The following is a 26,435-nucleotide window of genomic DNA, read 5'->3' as shown; positions in this document are numbered from 1 at the left end:
TAAAATGAAGTTTTTTAATGTAATATTTTGTGTTTTTAAGAAAGTTTCACATATTTGCACCTCACAAAAAAAATAATCATTGTAAATTATGAAGAAATTAACATCGAGTGTTCTCGTGGTAGTTTTGTCTTCTTCTTTCGCGGTATTTAATGCCCAGAAAAAAGGAAATGATACAATAAAAGAACAGAGTATAGGTGAAGTAGTTATTACCGGAGCCTTAGGTCTTCAGAAGAAAGCAGATGCCCAGACTTCTGCTATGCAGGTGGTAACCGGCGATAAGATTACTGCTGCTGGTAACCCGAGTGCTATCTTCTCTCTTCAGGGTAAAGTTTCAGGGGTTAGTATTACCAACACAAACAGCAGTGTTACCGGAACTCCTAAAATCACGATGAGAGGGATGAGGTCCCTTACAGGGAATAATAACGCCCTGGTTGTTATTGATAACGTAATTTCCTCGGCTGCTGCACTTCAGCAGTTGCCACCGGAGCTGATTGAGTCTATGAATATACTTAAAGGTTCACAGGCAGCGGCTCTTTATGGATCCGACGGGGTAAACGGGGTTGTTTTAGTGACGACTAAAAAAGGCTCTAAAGGAAAAATGAAAGTTACCTACAACGGTACTATTGACATTGAAAGAGTAGCATGGGTTCCTAAAAGACAACGTACTTACGGACAGGGCTGGTATGGCCTTAAAATTAATGTTGAAAATGGAGCATGGGGACCGGCTTTCAATTCTGCTTTAGGCGGACAAACCGTAGGCTACGGTATTCCTTTGTATGATTATGATGGAGACGGACATATTGATCTGAACGCTGATGATGACTTACCAACACCGGATGATCCGGCAATGATCCAGTCTACATACGCACCGTATGGTAAAAATAACGTGAAAGATTTCTTCAAAACCGGAACAATTTATCAAAACGGGATCACAGCCAGCGTAGGAGATGAAAACGGATATCTGATGATGTCCCTTGATCATATGCAAAGGGAATTTATTGTTGAAGATGATAAGCTTAAAAGAACTTCAGCTTTCTTAAAAGCCGGAACAAAGTTCGGAAAATGGAATTTTGATGCCATTGTGAACTATACCCGTCAGACAACAAATACTACGGACCCTGGTCTATATGAAGATCTGTTGTTCTCTTCCGCCGATATTCCTATTACAAAATGGCAGGATATCCGTGACAATGGATATGCATGGAATATGTTCTATCAGAACCCATACTGGAAAATTAAGCACGTAAGAAATAATTCTACAACCAACAGATTGAATTTAATAGGAAGTGTTGGCTACAAGGTTAATAAAAATATTGATATCCTTTACAGATCCAACCTTCAGTATTTAGGAACATCTTCCAACCAATGGAATGATGGCTGGTCCAGTATTTTAGTTACAGATCCGCAGGCTATTACTTCTTCTTACTATCAGTCTAACTCAGACCAGACAAAATATTACGGAGATTTATTGGTGAATTTCAACTATGATCTTACAGATGATCTGAATATGAAACTCAACGTAGGTCACAACTTCCAGAACTTCAGTTTTACCAATACTTCAGCCGGAGGAACAGGTCTTATTATTCCTGGTCTGTATCAGGTTTGGAACCTGTCTAATCCTGCTACACCTTACGGGCTTGATAATACCAGAGGGTCTTATAACTCTCAGGCGGTATTTGCCAACCTGGATCTTGCTTATAAAAACTATTTATTCCTTACCGCTACGGCAAGAAATGAATGGAACTCTGTACTGCCTTCAGGAAACAGAAGCTATTTCTTCCCGTCGGTAGGGGTAAGCTTTGTTCCTACTAAAGCATTTGATTTCGGAGGAGATATCCTGAACTATATGAAAGTTTATGCTTCCATTATGGGAACTGCAAATGCATCTTCTGTTGCTAATTACAGTATCAGAAATTATTATGGGCTTGGAACAGGTTTCCCATTCACGGCTTCAGGAGGGCTGAGCTTCCTGGTACCTACTTCGCAGACCGATCAGAACATCAGACCTGAGAAAGTTACCAAGAAAGAACTGGGACTTTCACTGGCATTCCTTGATAACAGAATTTTATTTAACGGATCTATATATCAGGATGATACAACTGATATGATTACCAATAGAACAACTTCTTCAGCTTCAGGTGTTTCCAGCGTACTAACCAACATCGGTAAACTGCGAAACAGAGGTATTGATGCAGATATTACAGTAACACCAGTCAGAAATGAAAACTTTAAGTGGGATATCGGTGCTAACTTTACTACTTATCAGACAGAAATTCTGGAAGTAGCACCGGATACTGACAGAGTGGCTATCGGAGGAACCAATCTGGTTGGAGTGTATGCGGTAAAAGGAGAGAAAGGCCTTGTCTTAATGGGAACAGATTTCGTTAGAGATGACCAGGGAAGAATTATTGTAAATGCTGATAACGGCAGACCTTCAGTAACTTCTACTCTGCAGAATCTTGGAAGAATTAATCCAAGATATGCTTTTGGTTTCAATACAAGCGTAAATTATAAAGGAATTAAGCTAAGTGCTACCGCAGACTGGAGAGTAGGAGGAAAAATGACTTCCGAAACTATTCAGAACATGGCATATAACGGTTTATTGGAAGAATCCGGAAGCTTTGACAGAAATCTGGGATTCATCATGCCTAACTCTGTTTATTTAAGTGGCGGGCAATATGTGCCGAATACATCAGTAGCCTATCAGTATAACGGTGGAGGAGATCCTCTTTATGACGGTGTTGAATATTACTATCAGCAGCAGTTCGGTACAGTAGGATCTAATCAGGTAGTGTCTGCTTCTTACTTTAAAATCAGAGAGATTGCACTGTCTTACTCATTCTCTTCCGATATGCTTAAAAATTCAGGATTAACAGGATTAACAATCGGGGTACACGCCAGAAATCCTTTCGTTAAGTTTTCTGATTCAAACAGAAATTATGCAGACCCTGAATCGGCATATACTACTGGTAATGCACAGGGATATGCTTCTTCCAACCAATACCCTGCAATTAAATCTTACGGTGTAAGCGTAAACGTTAATTTCTAAAAAAAAAAAATGAAAAAGATATTTTTATATTCATCTATTGCTATTGCAGCTTTTACAACCTCGTGCCGGGAGCTGGATGATAATATTTCACCCAACAATGTGGATCCGTCTGAGATTTCTCCCAGACAAATGATAACAGCAGCAGAAAATGCCGTATTTTCTACACAGGCAGGTACTCTGAACTCTTTATCGAATGTGTGGACGAATACCTGGGCGGGGAACTATTACTATTATGGTAACCCTCTGACAAGAGAATATTCACTGGATATTTCCAATACATTTTCAACGGGAATCTGGAGCAGCAGCTATACTACTGCAAATAACCTTCAGACGATTATCAATAACGGAGGTTCTTTACCATTGCATTCTGCCATCGCCAGAATCCTGAAAGCGTATACAATGCAGTATGTGGTAGATTTCTATGGAGATGCTCCCTATACTGAAGCATTTAAAGGACAGGCCAATTTATCTCCCAAATATGATGATGATGCGGCAATATACAGAAGTCTTGTAATGGAAATTAATAAGGCTATCGAGGATATTGATGCAACAACAGTAGTAAATGCCAGTAATAATGTTACTTCTAACGAAGATGTAATCTTTGGAGGAAATATGGACAACTGGAAGAAATTTGCAAAGAACATCAAGCTGAGAATCTTATTAAGACAGTCCAAAGTAACCGATTCTTCCATTAAATCATTTGTAGACGCACAGCTTCAGACCCTTGCAACTTCCGATCCTAATGATTTCTATTTGACAGATGTGACCATTAATCCTGGATATAGTAATTTAAATGAATCTACAGTAAATCCACTGTTTTCAAATTATGGATCAGTAAATTATCAGGCTACTTCTCTGAATAATGACGGATGGAGACTTTATAAAGTTGCTGAATACTATGCCAATGCTGTTAACGGAACTGCTTTTGGTACCGGAACAGGTGACTTAAGAGGAACTAAACAGTTTGGAAAACGTGGAGCCAATAATAATCTGCCCGCTTCCAGCACAGTGGGAATCAGACAGGGAGGACCAAAACCTGCCGGAAGTTCAGAATGGCAGTATTCATTCTTAGGCTGGAAATTTACAAAATCCAATTCAGATTTTAACAGTTTCCTTTTCTTAGGAGATACTAGTTTTGGTGCTGATATTGCTTCAGAAGGAGGTGGAATGGACGGTTATCTGGCTTTAGATGCTGAAAACAGATTATTGCTGGCTGAAGCAGCTGTTCTTTACCCTGGAATATTTACATTTGATCCATCTTTACTGTATCGTGAAGCTGTTGAAAAGTCGTTTAGTTTTTATGGCTTGACAAGTACACAGGCCACTCAGTATCTTAACAATATAGCTACAACTAATGTAGGCTGGGCAGGCGCGCCGAGTAAAATTGCAGCTATTCAGTATCAGAGACTGGTTTCCCTTGCCAACATAAGACAGGTGGAAACTTATGTAAACTTCCTGAAGACAGGGTATCCGGCTATTCCAAATGCAGACAATGCAATGTATCCTAATAAACCTTACAGATTGATTTACCCACTTTCAGAATATACCGGAAATTCAACTAATGTTCCAAACATTACCCAGGGTCAGGTTTTTGTTAAAAACCAGTTTACCCCATTCTGGAATCAGAATTAATTGAATAAATTTTAATATATTTTTATACCGCCTTCGGGCGGTTTTTTTATGATCTGAAGCCATCTTCTCGCTCTTTTTATGTGAAAAAAAATAATATGCATAACATTGTTTATTTTTCACTTTAATGGGATTTCGTATTTTTTTTGGTTACTAATTTGGTGAATTCCAGCTGGTTATTGAGTCGATTCGTGAATATTGAGTATAGATAATATCAATAAAAAACGTATTGTGGTATTATGAAAAAACATATTACTAAAATGTTTTGTTTTTGTTAAATAAAACGATTTTAACTTAATTTAATAATTTATAAGTTGTAAAAAATGATAAATTTTGAATAATTGATATTTTTTTCACATTTTGCTTTGTGATTTTAATAAAGTTTTACAAATTTGTACAGTTACAAAATAAATTTGATATGAAGAAACTAACAACAAGTCTTCTTGTTTTAGTAGTGTCCTCATCAATTGCTGTTGCTCAGGCTCAGGAAACGAAAGATACTATAAAAGCAAAGGAGATCGAGGGAGTGGTAGTAACTGCTCTCGGGATTAAAAGAGAGAAGAAATCTTTAGGGTACGCTTCAGAAGAAGTAAAAGCTGCAGAATTAACCGGTGGAACCACAAACACAGGTAACGTAGCATCTCTTCTTTCGGGTAAGGTAGCCGGGCTTCAGGTAAATACCAACAACAACTTCGGCGGTTCCGCCAACCTGCTTATCAGAGGATACAAATCATTGTCCGGCGGATCTCCGCTTATCGTTATTGACGGTTCACCGGTAAATAACAGCACTGTTACAGGTTCTATATTCGACTATGGGAACTTCCTGTCAGATATCAATCAGGAAGACATCGAGTCTATTAACGTACTCAAAGGTGCCGCTGCATCTGCTCTGTATGGAGAGAGAGGAAGCGACGGGGTTATTCTGATTGTTACTAAAAGTGGCAGAGGTACTGATGACGGAAGCTGGGGAGTAACTTTAAACTCCGGGATTACGGCTGGCTTTATTGATAAATCCACCTTTCCAAAATACCAGACCAAATATGGTGCAGGTTATGGTGGAAATGCATGGAATGAAGCTCCCGGACCTGGAGGTTACAATTATGCGAACTTCGTAGATGACGCGTCTTACGGACCGGCATTCAACCCTAATATGCTAGTATATCAATGGGATTCTTATGATCCTTCTTCACCTAACTATGGGAAAGCAACGCCGTGGGTAGCTGCGAAAAATGGTCCAATCAAATTTTTTGAAACACCCATCACTTATATTAATTCCATCACCATTGAGAAAGGAAATAAGACTTCTAATCTTTCCTTATCCTATTCCAATATGCTTTCCAATGGTTTGATGCCTAATTCCGATTTGAAAAAAAATACAATCTCTGCTAGATTCAACCATGACTTTACAGATAAATTGCATGCATCGGTTTTTACAACTTTAACACTTCAGGATACCAAAGGACGAAATGAAACCGGATATTCAGATAATATTATTTCAGGTTTCAGACAGTGGTGGCAAACCAATGTTGATGTTTTAGCACTGAGAAGTGCATATGAAAATAATGGAAACTTCTCTTGGAACCGTACTGCTTCCAATGATGGAACACCTCAGTATTGGAACAATCCATATTTCCAGAGATATCAGAACTATCAGTCAGATGACAGAACCAGAATTTTCAGTTATGCTCAGTTGAAATATGATATTTCTAAAAACTTTGGAATTACGGGTAAATTATCCTATGATGACTTACAGATGGTAATTGAAGAAAGATTGATGAATGGTTCACTTCCACAAGCATTTGGAGCGTCTGGCCTGAATGTGACTTCCGGATATTCAAGAAATAATGTGAAGAATACCGAGATGAACTTCGACTTATTTGCCAATTACAAGTTTGATATTACTCCTGATTTGAACGTTAGTGGTATTTTGGGAGGAAATGTTAGGAGAAATTTGACTGATAACGTCTTTATGAGTACAGAGGGAGGTTTGTCAAAACCTGGCTTATTTGCAATTTCCAATTCCGTAAGAACAATATTGCCTCCTGATGAAAACTACGCGAAATGGCTTACTTCAAGTCTTTATGCCACAGCATCTTTCAATTATAAAAATTTCTTGTTCGTAGACGGGACCTATCGTATGGACCAGTCTTCTAACTTACCAAAAGAGAATAATAGCTATGATTATTATTCTGTAACCGGAGCTGTTATATTATCTGAATTTGTAAAGCAGCCATGGCTAAGTTTCTGGAAGATAAGAGGAAACTATGCTGAAGTAGGTTCTTCTACAAATAATTACAGATTGGTTAATACTTTTAAAGCAAGAGGCGAAGGCTTATTTGATCAGCCATTTTTCCTGGCTAATCCAAATTTAAAACCTCAGAGATCTAAGGAAACCGAATTTGGTATGGAAGCTCAATTCTTTAAAAACAGATTAGGATTTGATGTAGCGGTGTACAAAACAAGAACCCTTGATCAGATTATTAATTTACCGGTTTCTTCCGCTACAGGATATAGAACATTCCTTGTTAATGCAGGGCAGATCGATAATAAAGGGGTAGAGGTGCAATTGAACGGAACCCCGTTTAAAACCAGTAATTTTACCTGGGATGTAAATATTAATTGGTCTAAGAATGAAAGTAAAGTAATTGAGTTAAATGGTGATTCTAAAAATTATTTAATAGCGAGTTATCAGGGAGGTGTTTCATTGAATGCACGTGTTGGAGAAGCTTTCGGAGCTTTAGTAGGATCAGATTACGTATACAATGCTAATGGAGATAAAGTAATTGATCCGGCTACAGGAAGATACTTGAGAAATGATAATCAGGTTATAGGAAATATTACACCAGACTGGATTGGAGGTGTGAGAAACAGTTTCCGTTATAAAGATTTCTCATTGAGCTTTCTTATCGATGTGAAGCACGGTGGAGATGTGTACTCTACAGATATGAGCTATGGTCTGGCTACTGGATTGTACGCAGAAACCGGAGATTACAGAGAGAGTGGTCTGGTACATCCCGGAGTTAATCCGAATGGTAATGTAAATACTACTCCTACAATTAATCCAGGCTCTTTTGGAAATGTTGATGGATATAGAAGAATGCCAAATAAAAGATTTGTTTATGATGCTTCTTATGTGAAGTTGAGAGAAGCCAGTATCGGTTATAACCTTCCAAAATCAATTTTAGCCAATACTTCAATCCGGGATGCTAAAATCTCAATCGTGGGAAGAAACCTTTGGATCATTCATAAGAATTTACCTTATGCAGATCCGGAAGCAGGTACCGGAAACGGTTTGGCTGCCAGAGGTAATTCCATCGGAGTTTTACCTACCACTCGTGATATTGGGATAGATATAACTTTAAAATTCTAAAAAATGAAAAAAATATTTTTAATCATAGGTTTCGCTTCATTGGCACTGACTTTTACTTCGTGTGAAAGAGAGATTACCTCTCTCAATGAGGATCCGAAACACCCTACAGAAGTTCCTTCCGGTGTACTTTTTGCAAGTGCAGAACATGCATTGCTGGATCAGATGCTTACGCCGAATGTTAATCGTAATATCAGCCGTTTTTTTACTCAGCAATGGTCTCAGACCACTTATGTTGATGAAAGTAACTATGATATGTCAACAAGACCTATTCCCAGAAACCATTATAATCGTATGATGGCATCTGCTTCTGCCACAATTCCTTCCCCAGGTGTGTTATCAGCGTTAAGGGATGCCAGAAGATTTCTTGATGCAGAAGAAGGAACTCCTGTACAAAAAAATAATAGAATTGCCATGATTGAACTGGTAAATGCATACACGTGGGCAGGGCTGGTAGATACTTATGGAGATATTCCTTACTTTGGAGCTCTGAAAGCAACAGCTGAAAATCCAGGAAATGCAGAAATTCCGTATGATGATGCTAAAGTAATTTACTTAGATTTAATTAAGAGAATTGACGTAGCCCTTGCTTTGATTAATACTTCCGAAATGGGCTATGATAAAGACCTTATTTATAAAGGAGATATGTCTAAATGGAAGAAAATGGGAAATTCTCTGAAATTCAGACTGGCTGTTACGCTTGCCGACGTAGAACCTGCGTTAGCTAAAACTTACGCAGAAGCAGCCTATACTGCAGGCCTATTTGCAGATAAAAGTGATAATTTTGGATTACAGACTTTCCCTTCAGGGTTATTATCTAATCCTGTTTATCAGGATGTGATTCAATCTGGTAGAAATGATTTTGTTCCTTCTGATGTGTTGGTAGATTTTATGAATACTAAAGCAGATCCAAGAAGAGATGCATGGTTTACTACTGTTGGAAGTGCATATGTGGGAGGGGTTTATGGAGATCAAAATGTCTTTAATAACTACTCTCATTTTAAAAGTTCTATTTCAGGAGAGAATGCACAAGGTTTCTTGCTGGATTATACGGAAATTATGTTCTTAAGAACAGAAGCGGCAGCCAGAGGTTATAGTGTTGGAGGTGCTGCACCTGCTCTATATGCTCAGGCTATTCAGGCCTCAATGGATGAATATGGAGTAAGTAATGCTAATGCAGTCGCTTACATCACAGCAAATCCATATAACGCTGCTAACTGGAAAAAATCTGTTGGAGAACAGGCTTGGGTTGCTATGTTTAATAAAGGATTTCAGGCATGGAATTTTACCAGAAGATTGGATTTTCCTGTTTTCCAGAATCCTGCAAATTCAGATGTTGACGATGTTCCTGTAAGAATGCCTTATTCAGATCAGGAGTATTTGCTTAATAATAGTAATGTGACTAAAGCTGCTGCGAAAATAGGAGGAGATAAAGTGACAACCAAAATATTTTGGGATATCAATTAATAAAATTTATAGAATTTAAAATATTCCTGTAACTTTAATACAGGAATATTTTGTTCAAAATCAATAAAAATTTAAAATATGAGATTTTTTATCAGCCTTATTGCTGTATTGTGTTTAGCTTCATGTGGTGATGATGATAGGGATAATAGCACAACAGAGATTACTTCAAGTATTAATGGCGTTTGGAAACCTGTAAAGTATGAGTATAAAGGTAAGAATTATCCGGTAGGCGACTGCGAAAAGAAAGGTCAGATTCTGATCAATACAGATTTTTCAGGTGTTTATGAAAGGTATATTAAAGATGATGTTTCTGGAAACTGTGTAAATCCGGACTCTTTTTCAGGCAAATGGAATTACGATAAACTTTACAATAGTTTGGTATTATCATATACAGAAGCAGGAGTAGCTAAAACTTTAAAAAAAGATATAGAAGGACTTTCTGATATTGAACTCAGAATTGCTGACAGTTCTAAAAATCTGGATGGGCTTCCGGGAAATGATGAGGCAACCTTAGTTTTTGTAAGAGAATAAACATTTTATATTATAACCACCTCCGGGTGGTTTTTTTATGGAATCAAATTTTTTCATTTTTTGACAGTTCAGCTATCTTAGCCCCTGTTCTTAGGAAGTTCAGGAGAGGGTGAAAAATGCTTTACCCCTTAAATCAAAAATTTAAAGACTTCGTAATGAAGTCTTTTTTATTTCACTAAATTTGTATTTCAAAATTTTGAGATCAGATAAGGCGATTCCATATAAGCCTTTGGAAAAATCAATACAGACATGAATATTAAAAATAATATAGAAGAAAAACTTTCGGAAGTCATTTTAAATGTATACCAGCTAAAAGACATCAATCTGGAAGTTCAGGAAAATAAAACAGAATTTGAAGGCGATTTTACCATTGTAACATTTCCACTGGTAAAACAGCTGAAGAAAAATCCTGAAAGTATCGGGGTAGAATTAGGGGAAGCTTTAACGGAACAGACCGACCTTTTTGAAAGCTTCAATGTGGTAAAAGGTTTCCTTAACGTTAAAGTGAATAACCGTTTATTGGTAGATAATTTCAGATCTGTAAACAGAGATATTGATACCATAGAAAAGAAAAATTCTACCGTAATGGTGGAATATTCTTCACCGAATACCAATAAACCGCTTCACCTGGGGCATATCAGAAATAACCTTTTGGGCTTCTCCGTAGCGCAGATTTTAAAAGAAGCCGGATATGATGTGATTAAAACCCAGATCATTAACGACAGGGGGATTCATATCTGTAAATCCATGCTGGCATGGGAAAAATTCGGAAATGGAGAAACTCCGGAAACTACCCATACCAAAGGAGACAAATTTGTCGGGAACTATTATGTAGAATTTGATAGAGAGCTGAAAAGACAGGTCAATATTATTTATAAAGACTTTAGAAAGAATAATTTTGACACTTTTGATACCAACAAAAAAGCAGAAGTTGCCAAATTAAATGATAAAATAGATATCCTTGAGGCAAATAAAAAAGAACTGATTGACAGCCTGGATTACAGTGAAGTTTCCAATCTTCATCCTCAGTTTGAGATTCATTTAAAAGACGCTTTGGAAAATGATCTGCTTCTATCCAAAATACCTGGTTTAGCAGTAAAAGCCGTAAAAGAAGAAGAAAAAGAAGAAATTGAATTGATCAAAAAACAAGGAAATACGTTCCTTGCTATTTTCAAAGATGTTTTAGAAGCTGAAGCTAAACTTGAAGCTGAAAAATCTAATCTTAAAGAGATCTGCAAACCTCTTACAGAAGTAATGAAAGAAGCTCAGAAAATGCTTGTGGATTGGGAAGACGGAGACCAGACGGTAAGAAATCTCTGGAAAGAAATGAATTCCTGGGTATATAAAGGATTCAATGAAACCTATAAGAGATTAGGAGTTGACTTCGACCAGGTGCAGTACGAAAGTAACACTTATATTCTGGGAAAAGATCTTATCCAGGCAGGACTGGATAAAGGAGTTTTATATCAGAAAGAAGACGGCTCGGTTTGGTGCGATCTTACCGATGAAGGTCTTGATCAGAAACTGTTATTACGTTCAGACGGTACTTCAGTTTATATGACACAGGACTTAGGAACAGCCGTAGAGCGTTTTAAAGATAATGATATCCAAAAACTGATCTATACCGTTGGAAACGAACAGGATTACCATTTTCAGGTTTTATTTAAAATCCTGAAAAAATTAGGCTATGAATGGGCAGATCATTTATATCACCTTTCTTATGGGATGGTAGAACTTCCTGAAGGCAAAATGAAGTCCCGTGAAGGTACCGTGGTAGATGCAGATGATCTGATGCAGGAAATGTATGAGACCGCAAAATCAATTACCATAGAACTGGGAAAACTGGAAGGTCTTTCTGATGAAGAAAAAGAAACCTCTTATGAAGTTATCGGATTGGCGGCTCTTAAATATTTCATGCTGAAAGTAGATCCAAAGAAAAAAATGTTATTTAACCCTGACGAAAGTGTAGAATTTTCGGGAAATACAGGGCCGTTTATTCTTTATACCTATGCCCGTATTCAGTCTTTGCTGTCAAAAGCGGAAGGAGATTATACAGAAATTGCAGAAGTAACTTTAAATGAATATGAAAAAGAACTTATCATGCTTCTTGCCAATTACAAAACAGTAGTGACAAAAGCTGCAGAAGCTTTAAGCCCTGCACTGGTAGCCAATTATGTATATGACCTGGTTAAATCTTATAACTCGTTCTATCAAAGTAATATTATTCTGAAGCTTGAAGATGAAGCCCAGAAAAAATTCCGTCTGAATTTATCGGATCTTACCGCGAAGACCATCAAAAAATCGCTGGCCCTTCTCGGAATAGGAACCGTAAACAGAATGTAAATACACAAACCTCCTGATATTCCGGGAGGTTTTTTTATTGATTAAAAGACAATCAAAACGGAGCTTCAGCCCATCTAAAAATATCAAACCCTCAAGTTCCCGGATTTTCATTTTTCATCCTATCCTCATACAGCTTCGCATCACTCCATTTGGCATGTTTTGACGGAACAATGGTATAGCCTTTTTTATAAGCGTAAACTTTAGTAAATTCTGCTCCAAAGAAAACCAGCATACACGAATAATTGATCCACATCATAATTAAGATCACAGTTCCTGCCGTTCCGAAAGCGGAAGTAGGTTTTGCCGTTCCGAAATAAAGACTTAATAAAAATTTTCCCAGAGTGAACAGTACAGCCGTAAGGAAAGCTCCTTTCCATACCGGTTTCCAGCTTACTTTTACATCAGGGAGAACTTTAAACATCAGGGCAAAAAGAAGCATAACAAAACCAAACCCTGCCGCAAAATTCACAGTTTCCACCAGCATATAGGTTTCAAAGCCGAAGTATTGGGTGATTAACTTATTAAACACACTGATGAGCGAAGAAAGGATCATCGTGATCATCAGTAAAAAACCCAGAATAAGGATCATTCCTAATGAATTGGCCCTGTCCAGAAGAAATTTCACGAGAGCTTTTTTAGGCGCAGACTGTATATCCCATAAACTGTTCAGGGAGTGCTGCAGTTGGAAAAACAGAGTTGTGGAACCATAAACGAGTGATCCCACTCCTACGGCTTTCATCACAAAATTCTGTTTGTCGATGAGGGCACCGGCAATCATATTTTCAATACTTTTGGCAACATCTGCACCCATAATACCGCTGATCTGATGGCTGATCTCACCACGAATAGCTTCTTCACCAAAGAAATTCCCCGCAATCCAGATAATAATGATCAGTAATCCCGGGATAGAAAAGATTGCATAATAAGCCAGGCTTGCCGAATCTTTTGATGCGGAAGACTTATTCCATTCGGCGAAGGTCTCCTGAAGAACTTCCCAGAAAAATTTCATATTCCTGACCATATTAAAAAGGATATCCGATGGCTATATTCAGTACAAGATTATCTTTTCTCCAGGCCGGGTCTCCGAAATTGATTTTATCAAACGCCCAGCGGTCTCCCTTTTCATAATAAGGAACCCTCAACGGCATAGCCAGGTCAAGCCTTAAAATTAATATGGAAAAATCAAGTCTCAGACCCACTCCGGCTCCTACGGCAACCTCATTTAAAAAATCTTTTGAAAATTTGGCTCCCGGTCTTTTATCGTCATTGTTGATCAGCCAGATATTTCCGGCATCCACAAACACGGCGGCATTTAAAAATTTATATAGGTTTGCGCGGTATTCGGCATTTAATTCCAGCTTAATATCTCCGGACTGATCAAAATACGTTCCTTCCTCTATCGTTCTCGGATCAAAACTTCCCGGTCCTAAGGTTCTTGCACGGAAAGCTCTTATACTGTTGCTCCCCCCCGAGAAAAACTGCTTGGAGAAAGGAATGAATTCCGAGTTGCCGTAAGGATAGGCAATTCCTCCTATAAAACGGGTGGCAAGTGATGACTTTTCAGTGAATTTATGATAAAACCTGAAGTCGTTTTCAATCTTTACATATTGGCTGAAAGGAATTCCAAAAATCTTTTTTTCCTTATCTTTTTTCACGTCGGCTCCGGTAACCAGTCCGGTAATATTTCCTGCAAGATCAAGGGTTCCTTTATAATAAACCGTATTCTTTTTCGGATACATTGTATTCGTATAGGTATAAGAATAGGTAGGGCCAAAAATCAGCTGTTTCTGTACAATACGCTGCATGGCCGGATTATTTCTTGAAATTGAATCATATTCAGCCGTAACCTTAGCCGGAGATACCAGGGTAATATCAATCACTTTCAGTTCATGTTCTTTTCTCGCATTTTCTTTCCACACATACCCGAATGATCCGGTGAAATTATTAAGCGTATAATATTTTGTCCGGTTCTGGAATTCATATCCTAAAGAAATATTCGTTCTCGGAACAAACTCGCTGGAAGAATGAAAACGGAATGGTGCCACGATTCTCGGAATGGAAAGCTGTACATTCGCCCCTCCACGGAAAATATTATTGGCATTTTCAGGGCCGCCCATCTGGAAATCAAAGGCTCCGTAAATGGCGGCTTTGAACTGTTCAGCTCCGCGGAAGAAATTTCTGTGGGTCCAGTTAAGGTTAAGCTCACTACCGGCGTAGTTGGCAGAATTGGTTCTTCCGAGTGCTTCCAGACGGAGTGACTGAATCTGTCTTGGCGTCAGTAAATAATAAGCATCAAACTTATGATTCAGTGAATCCGAAACAATAAATTCATTTTTTACAAATTTGAAAACACCGAGACTGATTAGCCGGTTTAAAGTAAGATTGTGATTGGAACGGTTGTAAAGATCACCTTTTTTAAAGTACAAAGCCCTGTCGAAGATTTTCGGTTTGAACTTGTGCTGCGGATCAATAACGTAAATGTCATCAAAAGCATATTTGGAAAGAGAATCCTGATCCATCGGAATGGAATACTTTCCGTCTCTTACATCCTGAATATTATAATTGGGAAATACCACCACCCGGTCAATGCTGAACTGTTGCTTGGCCAGATCAGGAGTATTGTCTTTAAGCTTTACATTCAGCTCAACTTTATGATTCTTGCTTACAGTGCTGTCTGCCTGTACAATGATATTGTCAGGATGGAAATAGTAAAAACCTCTCTCTTTTAAACCATTGTCAATTCTTTCACGTTCAGCCTTGATGACATCCAGATCAAAAGGTCTGCCGTTTTTGAGGAAAGTTTTATCCGCTATACCCTGAATTTCCTGATTAACCAGTGTTGAATCTTTCTGGAATTTTACTCCTTCCACTTTATATCTGGCACCCGGTCTTACCTTATAGATGACCTGGGCTTTCTTATTTTTCGAAACGGTATCATAAGTGGCTTTAGCATTGAAATATCCTTTGTTTTCAGAATAATTCTCAATAATATCTTTATTGAATTCACGGTCTACATCCCCTAGCAGTACAGGCTTTTCACCCACTTTATATTTAAGCCAGTAATTAAAGCCCTTATCCTTTTTAGGCTCTTTGGCAATATTATAAAAATACAGCTTGGGACGCATACCCAAAAATGTAGAATTGGGTTTGGGCGTAAGATTGGCTTCCAGGGCAGCCTGAAGTTCTTTCTTTTCCTTTTTGGGAATTGTGTCGTTTTCAATCTTTACTTCAGCGCCTGTGTAGAGCATCTGGCCCTCTTTCAGAAATCTGATATTGCTGCAGGAAATGACCGTTGATGTCAGTCCTGAAATCAACAGATATTTACAATAGGTATGGAAGGTACGATTCATTACTTAAATTCTACAACTTGATTATTCTGATTCTTTTTCGTTTTTTTGTCTCTGGTTTTCTGGAAGATCTCACGGAATTTGTCGTAATCCAGGGTAATGATAAACCCAACTCCGGTTTCTATGATCTGTCCCTGAAGAGCCACCTGATATTCGTCCTTGCGGTAAGCGCGCAGCATATATCTTCCGTCTTTGGAAAGGCTGTAATCTACGGAAACATTGCCGGCAATATTCGTCATATTTTCATTCTGCCGTGCCTGTCCTTCCAGTCCGAAATTACTTCCAACGGTTACTTTCAGCCTGTCATTCAGTAGTTTTTTACTGATATCTACATTCAGGTCGGTTCTCGTATTCTTTTGTCCGGTAGAATAATCCTCCGAAGAATCCAGTCCGAAGTTTAAATCCACCCCTTTGATCAGCCCGGCTGCAAGATTGTTCAGCTGCTGGGAGAGGATCTTGCTCACACTCTGTCTTGCCATTGTTTCTGCCGACATCCCGGCACCGCTTTCAAATGGATTTTCACCAATGAAACGGTTCAGAAGAAGCAATGCGAAAACCTGTTTATTCAGTTCGGATTCCTGAGTTCTGAGCTGGATAAGCTTCTGGTCGATAACATCTTTTACATTGGATGAAATCGCGTTGTTTTTTTCGTCCGTGGTAATGTCAAAGCTCAGTTGTGGTTTCAGAAGTTCCCCTTTCATCTTTAATAAAGTATTGAACGGAATTCTCTGTTTGTACTGATTCATCGTAGAGGCGGCTTCACCACTGATCTGCTGCTCCACAAGATCAATCGGAGGAGCTTCTGTTTTATAGACGGCGGTAATATCCATCTGAGCCATCGTAGGTTCTCCGGTCCAGGTAATGGTACTGCCTTTCTGGATATCAAACTTACGCTTAAGGAAACTTACAGAAAGATCATAGCTTCCTTTTTCCACTTCATACACTCCTACAAGGGTTGTTTTTCCCGAAGGATCAATGCCTCCGGTTAGTTCGGCTTCCCCCTGAAGCTGTACAAAATCTCCGTTGGCTTTGTCAATAATGATTGACAGTTTGGCCTCCTTGCTCACTTCAATATTTACACTCACGTCCATTCCTTTAATACGGCTCTGTGCATTAAGAGAATCAGCCTTGATGGTTTTGTTGAGAACCACCTGGTCCTGATCGATGAATTCAACGATTCCGTCTCTTTCCTGAAGTGAAGGGCTCGACTGCGGAAGAACAAAAGTAAAATCGGTATTATCTGCCACACTTAATCTTCCGTCTACTTTCGGCAGATCAAGATTTCCACGGATGTGAAGTCCTGCATCAATAGCAAGAACACCATACATGATTGCATCATTGGATTTCTCGGAATTTACAACTTTAAAGTCTTTGGCGTTCACATCAAGGTTAAAGGCAAAATCCCTGTAAGTCTGGGTAAGAACCTGGCCGTTAACCACTAAAGAATTACCGTCTTTATCATTGATTTTAAACCGGTTGAACTCAATGCCGCGACTGGTAAAGTTTATTTCGTCATTCAGCTTCCTGAAATCACTGCCTGTTTTGGCAATTTCAAGCCCGGCATCATTGAATTTTACTTTACCTGAAATATTCGGTTTATCGGCGGTTCCGGTGATCTTTAAATTCCCGGAAAGATAACCTTCCGTATTTGTGATGGCATTCATGGAGAAGCCCTGAATACTCTTCATCTGGATGCGGTTGATGGCCATGTTCAGGTCAAATGTGCTGGCAGAAGTATTATAGTCGCCCAGGATTTTTACATCATTGTCATTTCCGGAAAGGGCAATATCGGCATTTAAAATATTCGGTGAAGTATTGTTCACTTTTACCGCAAGATTTCCTACCGGGCTTCCGTAAACGATAAGATCAGATACATTAAGATCCGAAGTGAAGGTCATATTTTTGGTCAGATTGCGAAGCTGGGCCGTTCCGTTGATGGTACCACGGGCCAGAACCGTATCTTTTTTAATCAGTTCCGTTATCGTTTCAATTTTAAAATCTTTGAGGGCGACATTCAGCGGACTTTCCGGGTTTTGTGTCTCCGATTGAAGGGCAATCTCGCTGGCGCCATTGGACAGAATAAAATGATCTGCTAAAATTCCTTTGCTGCTGATCTGGATTTTATTGTTCTCGGCTACATTCCAGTCTGCATAATTTAATTTTAAACCGTCCGGCTTCAATGAAATTTCTGTGATGTCATTCAGTGATTTTGCATTTCCGGCAATAAGGAACTGCGTGGCATCTCTGGCATCTTTGGTCGTAATGTTGTAATTGATAATATTATCAGCCACATCACCGTTTATACTGATTTTATTCAGCGTAAAACTTGAGCTTTTTAAAGCCGCAACATTAAAGCCGTATTGAAGGGCCTGATTTTCATTGGTTACCTTTAAAGTAGCATTTTCAATGGTATTCTCGCCATACAGAAGCTGTGGAATAGCTCCGTCAATCTCTATTTTCTGAGAATCTGCATCGTAGTTTCCGGTTAAATTAATGGTCTCAAAACTTTTCAGCTCCGGTACAAATTTCCGGATCAGATCATCATTTTTGATTTTGGCACTGAAGGTGAAAAATTGCCCAGGATCCACTTTCTCCGTTTTTCCAGGTTTCTGAAATTGATAATACTGATTAATGGTCTGCGTTAAAGAACCGAAAATCTGGGTAAGCTTATATTTTCCTTTTAAAGAAACATCCGCAATCTGTGAATTGAAAATAATCCGGGTTGAATCCTGTGTAGAAGACGCTTTTACATTCACTTCCTGTACCGGGTAGACTTCTTTGGTATCTGAAAAGGCGAAATCTTTAAGGTTAAGATATCCGTTCAGGTTGTTGGGATCAAGATTGGTGAAATCCCCATCGATTTTTCCTGCAATGATCATCGGTTTTTCGTAGAAACCAAGTTTATTCACATCCAGTTTGATGACTTCTCCATTTACTTTTACCGTTGGGTTCTTATCATCATAGATCCCCGAAGCAGTTAAATTCAGATTCGCATTCGGATCTTTTGAATTGAGAATAATATGATAAACACCTTTTTTAATGGTACCTGTCAGGTCCATATTCTGATATCGGTAGCCTTTGTACACTGCTGAAGCGACATGGCCTTTCAGATCGGCATTCGCGTTTTTAAAATCAAAACTTTCTCCTTTGGCTGAGATCTGTGCAGTAACAGGACCGATATCTTTATTCTGAATGATCTTTCCGATCTGTACAGCCTGAAGATTGGCCTTTACATTATACCTTTCGTAATTTTTCCGGCTCATATCCACATCTGCAGCCACTGCGGCATTTCCCAGGGTAGAGTAGAGGTTGAGGTCTGTTTTGATCACTTTGGTTGTTCCTTTTGCATTTCCTTTGATGCTGAAATGTGACGGCAGGGAAATTGTGGAAGGAATGGTATTTTTCGGAACCAGATTGAATACGGTTTTAGCCTCTGCGGAAAATTCCCCGATTCTCAGGTCGTAATACAGCTGATCGGGATTCATGGCATTCCTGATTCTTCCGGAGGCAGCCACTCTTAGCTGGTCCAGTCCTGAAACTTTTAAATTCCGGATCAGAAGGTCATTTACACTGCCTTTTACATTGGCATTGACATTCAGCACCGCATTGGGATATTTATTAAAAGGAACTGTACTTCGTAAAGTGGGAACAATATTCAGAATGTCGGAAAACCCGATTTTTGAATCTTTGATGTTGGCGGCAATTTTCACGGCACCCGGGTTGGAGGTAAGCTGTTCAAGAGAATCATAATTTAAAATAACCTCATCACGGAGAATGGTTTTCGGGGTCTGAAGATAAAGATCTTTCAGGTAAGCTTCTTTTTCCGCATATACAAAATCCGTATTGAACTTCTGAATGTTCAGTCCGCGTGATTCCTGGATTTCCGCTGAATTAACCGTTCCTGCAAAAGTATTGTTCTCCATTTTGAAGCTTCTTACTTCCACATTCATTGTAGAAAAATTCAAGTGGTTGAAATCCATTCCTGATTTTGTAGGAGCAATGGCGGTATTGTTGTAAACCGCTTTTACATCATTAAGAACCAGTTTTCCGAGAATGATTTTCATCGCCTTATCCTTGTCGGAAACTTTTGAAATTTCCGGTTCCTTCGTGTTTTTTGGATTTGCATTCTGAGCCGGAAGATAAAGATTCGCATGAATATCTGCTCCTGAGAGCACAACATCGGAAATATGATAGGCATTATTTTCCAGATCCAGTTTGTTGACTTTAGTGCTTAATTCTTTAAATAGAACTTTAGCAAAAGTTTTGGAATTGTCATCCCCGTAATCAATATCAAAATTGGTGAGTTTAATCCCTCTCAAACCAATATTCATCGGTTTTTTGTCGTTCAGCGAGTCTACTTTTTTCTCAACTTTTTTAGAAACCTCTTCTATGAGGTCCTGTTTTAATTTTAATTTCAGACCGTCAAGATTAATATCATTAACAGCGTAGGTGTTTTTATTGAGATCGAAAGTTTTTACCCTCGTATCAAAGGATTTGAAATAAACTTTGATGTCATTCCTCGACTGCCGGTCGTTGAAGGTAACGCCAATATCTTTTAAATTGATTTTATCCAGGGAAATAATGAAAGGTTTGGAAGGACTTTCCTCTTTATCGCTGGTGGCAAATGCATTGATGATATAATCGAAATTGAAACTGCCGTCCGGCTTCCGTACCACATTGGCGCGGGCTCCTTCCAGGTCTACTGAGGTAATATCTGCTGTGGAATTGATCAGCTTCAGCATATTTAATCCTACATCCAGCTTTCTGACAGCGAGAAGGGTATCTACATCCTGGCCTTTCAGATAAAGGTTCTGCATGACAAGGCTGTTGGGAAATCCTATGTAGACTTTTTCAAGGCTTACTTTGGTCTTGATCTTTTTTTCAAGATATACAACCAGTTTGTCTTTGATGAAATTCTGAACAGCGGGAAGCCTGAGGCTGAGTATCAGCAGCGTAAGCAAAACCAATATTGAAATAAAGGTTATTACAATACGCTTTAAGATTTTTCTGGTGTTGATTTTCAGTTTCAAATGCGATGAGGTTTGTAACAAAGATAATAATACTAATTAATTAGTTCTTTGTTGTGGTACCCTTTTGCACATACAAAAATCCTGCCTTGGCTGTCCTATTATGGAATTTAGTTTAGTAGTCGTCAAGTGAATTAGTTGATAAAGACGAGCCAAGACGCGGATTTTATTTTTTAAAAGCCCCCTTTTTATCATTTTTTTAATGTTGAAAAGGTTAGCAAAAATGAAATTCAAATGTTAGTGTAATTTCAAAGGGGGCGTGGCATGGTTGATATATTTGAGGTAATAAATTTTCTATTCGTTTCCGTTTTCCCACTTCACTTCTTCACCCTGAGCGGCAGCTCCGCCCTGAGCTTCTGTGATTGGGGCTGTTTCCTGATTGATATGGTAAACGTAAGCAGCGATTTTTTCAGCATCTCTTCCTGTAATGGTTCCGTCTTTGATGAAAGGTCTCATGGTAGGATTGTTCGGAGAACCGTTTTCAAGCATCCAGAATACGTTTTTAAATAAGCTTTTCTCTTTGATGTTGATCCAGTGAGTGTCGGTAAGGTTCGGGCCGATTCCTCCTTTTCCGCCGTCACTGTGGCAGGTTACACAGTTGGTTTTAAACAGTTCCTGGCCTTCTGCAATATTATCTGCACTGTATTTCGCGGTTTCCAGATTGATCTGAGGTGCGGTTTTTTCATACTCCTGAATGGAGGCCAGCATGGTTTTCGCTTCCTTGTCATATTCAGCTTCAGGGTGGGCGTAATCTGTGAAAGCAAAAGCCGTCATATACACCACACAGAAGATACATCCGAACCAGAAAAGGCCGATCCACCATTTCGGAAGTGAGTTATCAAGCTCTGTAATCCCGTCAAAACCGTGGTCTATAAGAATATCTTTTTCTTCCGTAGCCGATTGTTTTTTAAAGGCCGAGTTCCAGAGTTTCTGGTAATACGGAACATTTTTTTCCGCCAGATACTGTTTTTTCTCATCTTCGGATAACCTGTTGAACGTTTCATTTTCAACCAGATCCCCGATGGAATTCATAATCATCAGAAGAATAACGGCAATTAACAGCAGCGCCCAGAAAAAAGGAGACGATAAATATCCTGAATCTCCGGCGAACATTTCAAACGCCATGATCGTTAAGCCTATTGTTGCCGCGATATATACTGAAATGGGAGTTCTCGTTTTCATTGCTTTACATTTTTATAATTACTCAGCACTTGCCGTCTGGATCTGCGTTGTTTTGATATCGGTACCCAATCTCTGAAGATAGGCGATCATTGCAATAATCTCTCTCTGCTCAAGCGGTACAAAGCCTGCACCTTTGGCTGCTCTTTCTTTTTCCATCTGGCTTTTTACGTCCGTTGCTTCAGCATAAATTCTTTTTACGATCGCTTTAGACTGATTATCCGCCCATTGTCCTGCAGAATCTATCTCTGCTTTGGTATACGGTACATCGAAAGAATTTTTCATCAGTTTTAATTTGTCTGCCATCTGCGTACGGTCCAGTTTATTGGTAATCAGCCAGGGGAAACGCGGCATAATGGAACCGGCAGATGTAATTCTTGGATTGTACATATGTTTGAAGTGCCATGAATCAGGGTTTCTGCCTCCTTCTCTGTGAAGATCCGGTCCGGTTCTCTTAGATCCCCATAAGAACGGTCTGTCGTAAACAAATTCTCCCGCTTTGGAATACTGTCCGTTTTTACCTTCAAATCTCACAACCTCATCACGGAATGGTCTGATCATCTGGGAATGGCAGGAGTTACAGCCTTCGCGGATATAAAGATCTCTTCCTTCCAGTTCCAGAGGTGTATAAGGTTTTACCGCAGTGATTGTCGGTACACTCTGTTTAAGGGAAAGGGTAGGAATAATTTCCACCAGCCCTCCGATAGCTACGGTGATAAAAGCAAGAACAGAAAGCAGAGCCGGGGTTCTTTCCAGCCAAAGGTGTATGCCTTCGCCCTGTTTTCTTGCGCTGCCGATGTCCGCCAGTGCAGGAGCTTCTGCAGGAACTTCTTTCTGGAATGATCCTTTTCTTACGGTTTTTACTACATTCACCACCATCAGGATTGCTCCGGTAAGATAAAGAACACCTCCCAGGAATCTCATTTTAAAGTAAGGAATGATTGCGGTGACCGTATCCAGCCAGTTTTTCCATAATAAGGTTCCATCCGGGTTGAACTGCTTCCACATTAATCCCTGAGTGAATCCTGAGATATACATCGGAACGGCATAGAAAATAATTCCCAGTGTTCCCAGCCAGAAATGCCAGTTGGCTAATTTTTTAGACCAGAGCGGAGTTCTCCACATGATCGGTACCAGATAATACACCACTCCGAATGCCATGAAACCATTCCATCCAAGAGCGCCTAAGTGTACGTGCCCGATTACCCAGTCGGTATAGTGTCCGATTTTATTTAAAGATTTTGTAGCTAAAAGAGGTCCTTCAAAAGTGGCCATACCATAACAGGTAACGGCTACCACGAAGAATTTAAGGATCGGATTCTCTCGTACCTTATCCCAGGCTCCTCTTAAGGTAAGAAGACCGTTCAGCATTCCACCCCATGACGGCGCAATAAGCATAATAGAGAACCCTGTACCTACGGCCTGTGCCCATGCCGGAAGTGCTGTATACTGAAGATGGTGAGGGCCTGCCCATAAGTAGACAAAAATCAGCGACCAGAAGTGAATAATAGATAATTTGTATGAAAAGACCGGTCGCTGAGCCGCTTTCGGCATGAAATAATACATCAGACCCAGTACAGGAGTGGTCAGTACGAATGCTACTGCATTATGGCCATACCACCACTGCACGAGTGCATCTTTTACTCCTGAATATACAGAATAGGATTTCCAGCTTGTGAAAGATAACGGGATTTCAAGGTTGTTGAAGATGTGAAGCATGGCTACGGCCAGCCAGGTGGCCAGATAGAACCATATCGCTACATACAGGTGTCTTACCCTTCTTTTGGCAACGGTTCCGAACATATTGATCCCGAAGATTACCCATGAGAAAGTAATCAGAATGTCAATCGGCCATTCATGTTCAGCATATTCTTTAGACGTATTGATTCCCATTAAGAACGTGATTACTACTGTAACAATCATGAACTGCCATGACCAGAAGTGGATCCAGGATAAAGTATCACTGTACATTCTTGTTTTCAGCAGCCTCTGCATACTGTAATAAGCACCGCAGAAAAACGAGTTACACACGAAAGCAAAGATAACAGCACTGGTATGAAGCATTCTGATCCTTCCGAAGCCCATAGCTCCCTGGGTATTGATCAGCCCCTGGATATTACCGCTTCTCAAACTCTGAATAGTAGTATCATCTGTTCCGAATAAAAATTCAGGAAGTTCAGGATAGAAAAGCATCAGTGCAGCTGTAAGCCCCAGCAGGAAACCTACCAGCCCGAATACGATTGTAGCATAGAGGAATGCTCTGACAATATTATTGTCATAATTAAATTTTTGCGTCTCCATAATTCCAAGTGTGTTGTACTGAAGTGATATTTATTCTATAAAACCGGGTTTTTGCAGCATTGATTTATATAAAAAAATAAATATCATGTAACGTGTATAATGTTTTGCCAAAGGTATTTATTAACTTTGTTAGAGGCTAGTGGATAATCTTCTAAACTATACCAAAAACTACTAAAAACAAAAAGGATGAAAGTATGTGGCCAAAACATCAGGAAAATAAGACGCAGTAAGGACCTTACGCAGGAATATATGGCTTTTGAAATGGGAATTTCCCAGAAGGCTTATTCCGATATTGAAAATTCCAAAGTGAAGATCAATCTGGAAATTCTGACCAAGATCTCCGATATTCTGGAAATCAGGCCTTCCGATATCTGCAGTATTTCGCACAAATGCGGAACCGATGGGTATGAGGACCGCTATCAGGGACTTTTGGAGTATATGAAAAAGAATAATATTGCAGTTCCTAAGGAATTTTTATAAGGAAATCCGGCTCTTTTTTCTTTTTAATTGTTTAATACTGAATATTTTGTGTGTTCAGCAAGCATCATAGAATGTGAGTTTCTGTAAAGTTTTATATATTTAAGGCATAATTCATTCTATGAGCAGCGAAAATAAAACCGGGCACAATGATGGTACTCTGGTAAGAGGATTAACGAACAGACACATTCAATTAATTGCCCTCGGAGGTGCCATTGGTACCGGATTATTTCTCGGAATAGGTCCGGCAGCCGTACTGGCCGGCCCTTCCGTAATTCTGGGATATGCCCTTGCCGGGATCATTGCCTTTTTTATCATGCGCCAGTTGGGCGAAATGGTAGTTCATGAGCCGGTTTCGGGAAGTTTCAGTTATTTTGCCTATAAATATTGGGGGAACTTTCCCGGATTTGCTTCAGGATGGAATTACTGGATCCTTTACATTCTGGTAAGTATGGCCGAGCTTACGGCGATTGGCCATTATGTTCATTTCTGGTGGCCGGAAATACCGCTCTGGGTTTCCAGCTTATTCTTTTTTATCGTCATCAATGCGCTTAATCTGGCTTCAGTAAAGGTATATGGGGAAACCGAGTTCTGGTTTTCCATTATAAAAGTGGTGGCTATTGTAGCGATGATCATTTTCGGAATCTATCTTTTGGTAAGCGGTACCGGGGGAGATAAAGCCAGTATCCAGAATTTGTGGAATGACGGAGGTTTCTTTCCGAAAGGACTCTTCAATAAAACCACAGAAGGGTTTTCAGGACTTTTTGCGGCTATGGCAATGATCATGTTTTCATTCGGAGGACTGGAACTGATCGGAATTACGGCGGCAGAAGCGAAAAATCCTGAAAAAACAATTCCCCAGGCTACCAATCAGGTAATATACAGAATCCTGATCTTCTATGTGGGAGCACTGGTTATTCTATTCTCATTAACCCCCTGGAAAGAAATTACAGCAGGAACAAGCCCTTTTGTGATGGTTTTCCAGAACCTTAACGGACTTGAATTCAGTCTTTTTGGGAAAGTAATCCAGTTCAATACACTGATTGCCAATGTGCTTAACCTGATTGTGCTTACAGCCGCTTTATCGGTTTACAACAGCAGTGTGTACAGTAACAGCCGTATGCTTTTCGGGCTTGCACAACAGGGAAATGCTCCGAAATTTCTTCAGAAACTGAATAAAAACTCAGTTCCTATCAATGCCATTCTGGTTTCTTCGTGCTTTGCAGGAATCTGTATCGTCATTAATAAACTGGTACCGGAAAAGGCATTCCAGTATTTAATGGCTTTGGTGGTGTCTACATTAATTATCAACTGGCTGATGATCTGCTATACTCATCTGAAATTCAAGAAAAGTATTATCAGCTCAGGAAGTCCGTCGAAATTTCCGTCGATTTTCTATCCGGTATCCAATTATATCTGTATCCTTTTTCTGCTGCTGATTCTGGCTCTTATGTGTTTCACAGGAATGGAAATCCAGGTAATTCTGATCCCGATATGGATTGCGTTTTTATTTGTGATGTACAGGATATACAAACCCACAAAATAAAATTATTTAAATCATATAGTAAAGGATGGACTTTGTCTGTCCTTTTTTGTTGTACTCATCTGGTAATCCCACTAAAAACCTTTGTATTTCAAAAATAAGCGGAGCGGTTTTGTGATTAATAAAAAATATTCATTCCGACTTTTGCAATTGATCCTAAATCAGTTGGGTCTGT

Annotated in this window: 13 protein-coding genes; 8 read left to right on the top strand and 5 right to left on the bottom strand. The window is 39.3% G+C overall.

The genetic code is table 11. The features are described from left to right. Positions 1–88 precede the first annotated feature (88 nt). The 6 genes from AC106S_RS17145 (at position 89) to argS (ending at position 12,386) form a co-directional block, all read left to right on the top strand. Positions 89–3,049 carry a SusC/RagA family TonB-linked outer membrane protein gene (locus AC106S_RS17145; RefSeq protein ID WP_482440910.1) on the top strand — a complete coding sequence of 987 codons (2,961 nt, stop codon included), beginning with the start codon at positions 89–91 and terminating at the stop codon, positions 3,047–3,049. 9 nt (positions 3,050–3,058) lie between these two features. Further along, entirely contained in the window at positions 3,059–4,681 is a 1,623-nt protein-coding gene (locus AC106S_RS17140; RefSeq protein ID WP_482440909.1) for a SusD/RagB family nutrient-binding outer membrane lipoprotein, read from the top strand. A 415-nt stretch (positions 4,682–5,096) separates the two neighbouring features. Next, positions 5,097–8,048, top strand: coding sequence for a SusC/RagA family TonB-linked outer membrane protein (locus AC106S_RS17135; protein ID WP_482440908.1), 2,952 nt, complete (start codon positions 5,097–5,099; stop codon positions 8,046–8,048). A gap of 3 nt (positions 8,049–8,051) precedes the next feature. After that, positions 8,052–9,512, top strand: a complete 1,461-nt coding sequence (locus tag AC106S_RS17130) for a SusD/RagB family nutrient-binding outer membrane lipoprotein (RefSeq protein ID WP_482440907.1) — start codon at positions 8,052–8,054, stop codon at positions 9,510–9,512. A 78-nt stretch (positions 9,513–9,590) separates the two neighbouring features. Beyond that, complete coding sequence (locus AC106S_RS17125; RefSeq protein ID WP_482440906.1) at positions 9,591–10,043, top strand: lipocalin-like domain-containing protein; 453 nt, start codon at positions 9,591–9,593, stop codon at positions 10,041–10,043. Positions 10,044–10,292: 249 nt separating this feature from the next. Then, positions 10,293–12,386, top strand: coding sequence for an arginine--tRNA ligase (gene argS, locus AC106S_RS17120; protein ID WP_482440905.1), 2,094 nt, complete (start codon positions 10,293–10,295; stop codon positions 12,384–12,386). A 91-nt stretch (positions 12,387–12,477) separates the two neighbouring features. Here argS and AC106S_RS17115 read toward each other — a convergent pair whose 3' ends face one another. From AC106S_RS17115 to ccoN, 5 genes are all read right to left on the bottom strand, one after another. Next, complete coding sequence (locus AC106S_RS17115; protein ID WP_482440904.1) at positions 12,478–13,407, bottom strand: YihY/virulence factor BrkB family protein; 930 nt, start codon at positions 13,405–13,407, stop codon at positions 12,478–12,480. Position 13,408: 1 nt separating this feature from the next. Beyond that, positions 13,409–15,736 carry a translocation and assembly module lipoprotein TamL gene (gene tamL / locus AC106S_RS17110; RefSeq protein WP_482440903.1) on the bottom strand — a complete coding sequence of 776 codons (2,328 nt, stop codon included), beginning with the start codon at positions 15,734–15,736 and terminating at the stop codon, positions 13,409–13,411. After that, complete coding sequence (locus AC106S_RS17105; protein WP_482440902.1) at positions 15,736–20,763, bottom strand: translocation/assembly module TamB domain-containing protein; 5,028 nt, start codon at positions 20,761–20,763, stop codon at positions 15,736–15,738. The genes tamL and AC106S_RS17105 overlap by 1 nt, the downstream gene beginning before the upstream one ends. Before the next feature lie 291 nt (positions 20,764–21,054). After that, on the bottom strand, positions 21,055–21,942 hold the full coding sequence (locus AC106S_RS17100; protein WP_482440901.1) for a cbb3-type cytochrome c oxidase N-terminal domain-containing protein: 888 nt from the start codon (positions 21,940–21,942) through the stop codon (positions 21,055–21,057). A gap of 18 nt (positions 21,943–21,960) precedes the next feature. Next, a complete protein-coding gene (gene ccoN, locus AC106S_RS17095) occupies positions 21,961–24,240 on the bottom strand; it encodes a cytochrome-c oxidase, cbb3-type subunit I (RefSeq protein ID WP_482440900.1) in 2,280 nt (759 codons plus the stop codon). A 186-nt stretch (positions 24,241–24,426) separates the two neighbouring features. Between ccoN and AC106S_RS17090 the strand changes: the two genes are divergently transcribed. After that, positions 24,427–24,720 (top strand): helix-turn-helix domain-containing protein, encoded by a 294-nt coding sequence (locus tag AC106S_RS17090; protein ID WP_482440899.1) that lies wholly within the window; start codon positions 24,427–24,429, stop codon positions 24,718–24,720. 118 nt (positions 24,721–24,838) lie between these two features. Next, the gene (locus tag AC106S_RS17085; protein ID WP_482440898.1) at positions 24,839–26,263 is read left to right on the top strand and encodes an amino acid permease; all 1,425 of its coding nucleotides are present in this window, start codon (positions 24,839–24,841) and stop codon (positions 26,261–26,263) included. The last annotated feature ends 172 nt before the right edge of the window (positions 26,264–26,435 follow it).

This window comes from Chryseobacterium sp. FR054 (genome assembly GCF_056844565.1).
The sequence above is the reverse complement of the archived record's forward strand: the minus strand, read 5'-3'. Positions and strand labels throughout refer to the sequence as shown.

Bases quoted from the DNA above. Each gene is read 5' to 3' on its own strand.
- AC106S_RS17145 (WP_482440910.1), top strand. From the start codon at position 89: ATGAAGAAATTAACATCGAGTGTTCTCGTGGTAGTTTTGTCTTCTTCT.
- AC106S_RS17140 (WP_482440909.1), top strand. From the start codon at position 3,059: ATGAAAAAGATATTTTTATATTCATCTATTGCTATTGCAGCTTTTACA.
- AC106S_RS17135 (WP_482440908.1), top strand. From the start codon at position 5,097: ATGAAGAAACTAACAACAAGTCTTCTTGTTTTAGTAGTGTCCTCATCA.
- AC106S_RS17130 (WP_482440907.1), top strand. From the start codon at position 8,052: ATGAAAAAAATATTTTTAATCATAGGTTTCGCTTCATTGGCACTGACT.
- AC106S_RS17125 (WP_482440906.1), top strand. From the start codon at position 9,591: ATGAGATTTTTTATCAGCCTTATTGCTGTATTGTGTTTAGCTTCATGT.
- argS (WP_482440905.1), top strand. From the start codon at position 10,293: ATGAATATTAAAAATAATATAGAAGAAAAACTTTCGGAAGTCATTTTA.
- AC106S_RS17115 (WP_482440904.1), bottom strand. From the start codon at position 13,407: ATGGTCAGGAATATGAAATTTTTCTGGGAAGTTCTTCAGGAGACCTTC.
- tamL (WP_482440903.1), bottom strand. From the start codon at position 15,736: ATGAATCGTACCTTCCATACCTATTGTAAATATCTGTTGATTTCAGGA.
- AC106S_RS17100 (WP_482440901.1), bottom strand. From the start codon at position 21,942: ATGAAAACGAGAACTCCCATTTCAGTATATATCGCGGCAACAATAGGC.
- ccoN (WP_482440900.1), bottom strand. From the start codon at position 24,240: ATGGAGACGCAAAAATTTAATTATGACAATAATATTGTCAGAGCATTC.
- AC106S_RS17090 (WP_482440899.1), top strand. From the start codon at position 24,427: ATGAAAGTATGTGGCCAAAACATCAGGAAAATAAGACGCAGTAAGGAC.
- AC106S_RS17085 (WP_482440898.1), top strand. From the start codon at position 24,839: ATGAGCAGCGAAAATAAAACCGGGCACAATGATGGTACTCTGGTAAGA.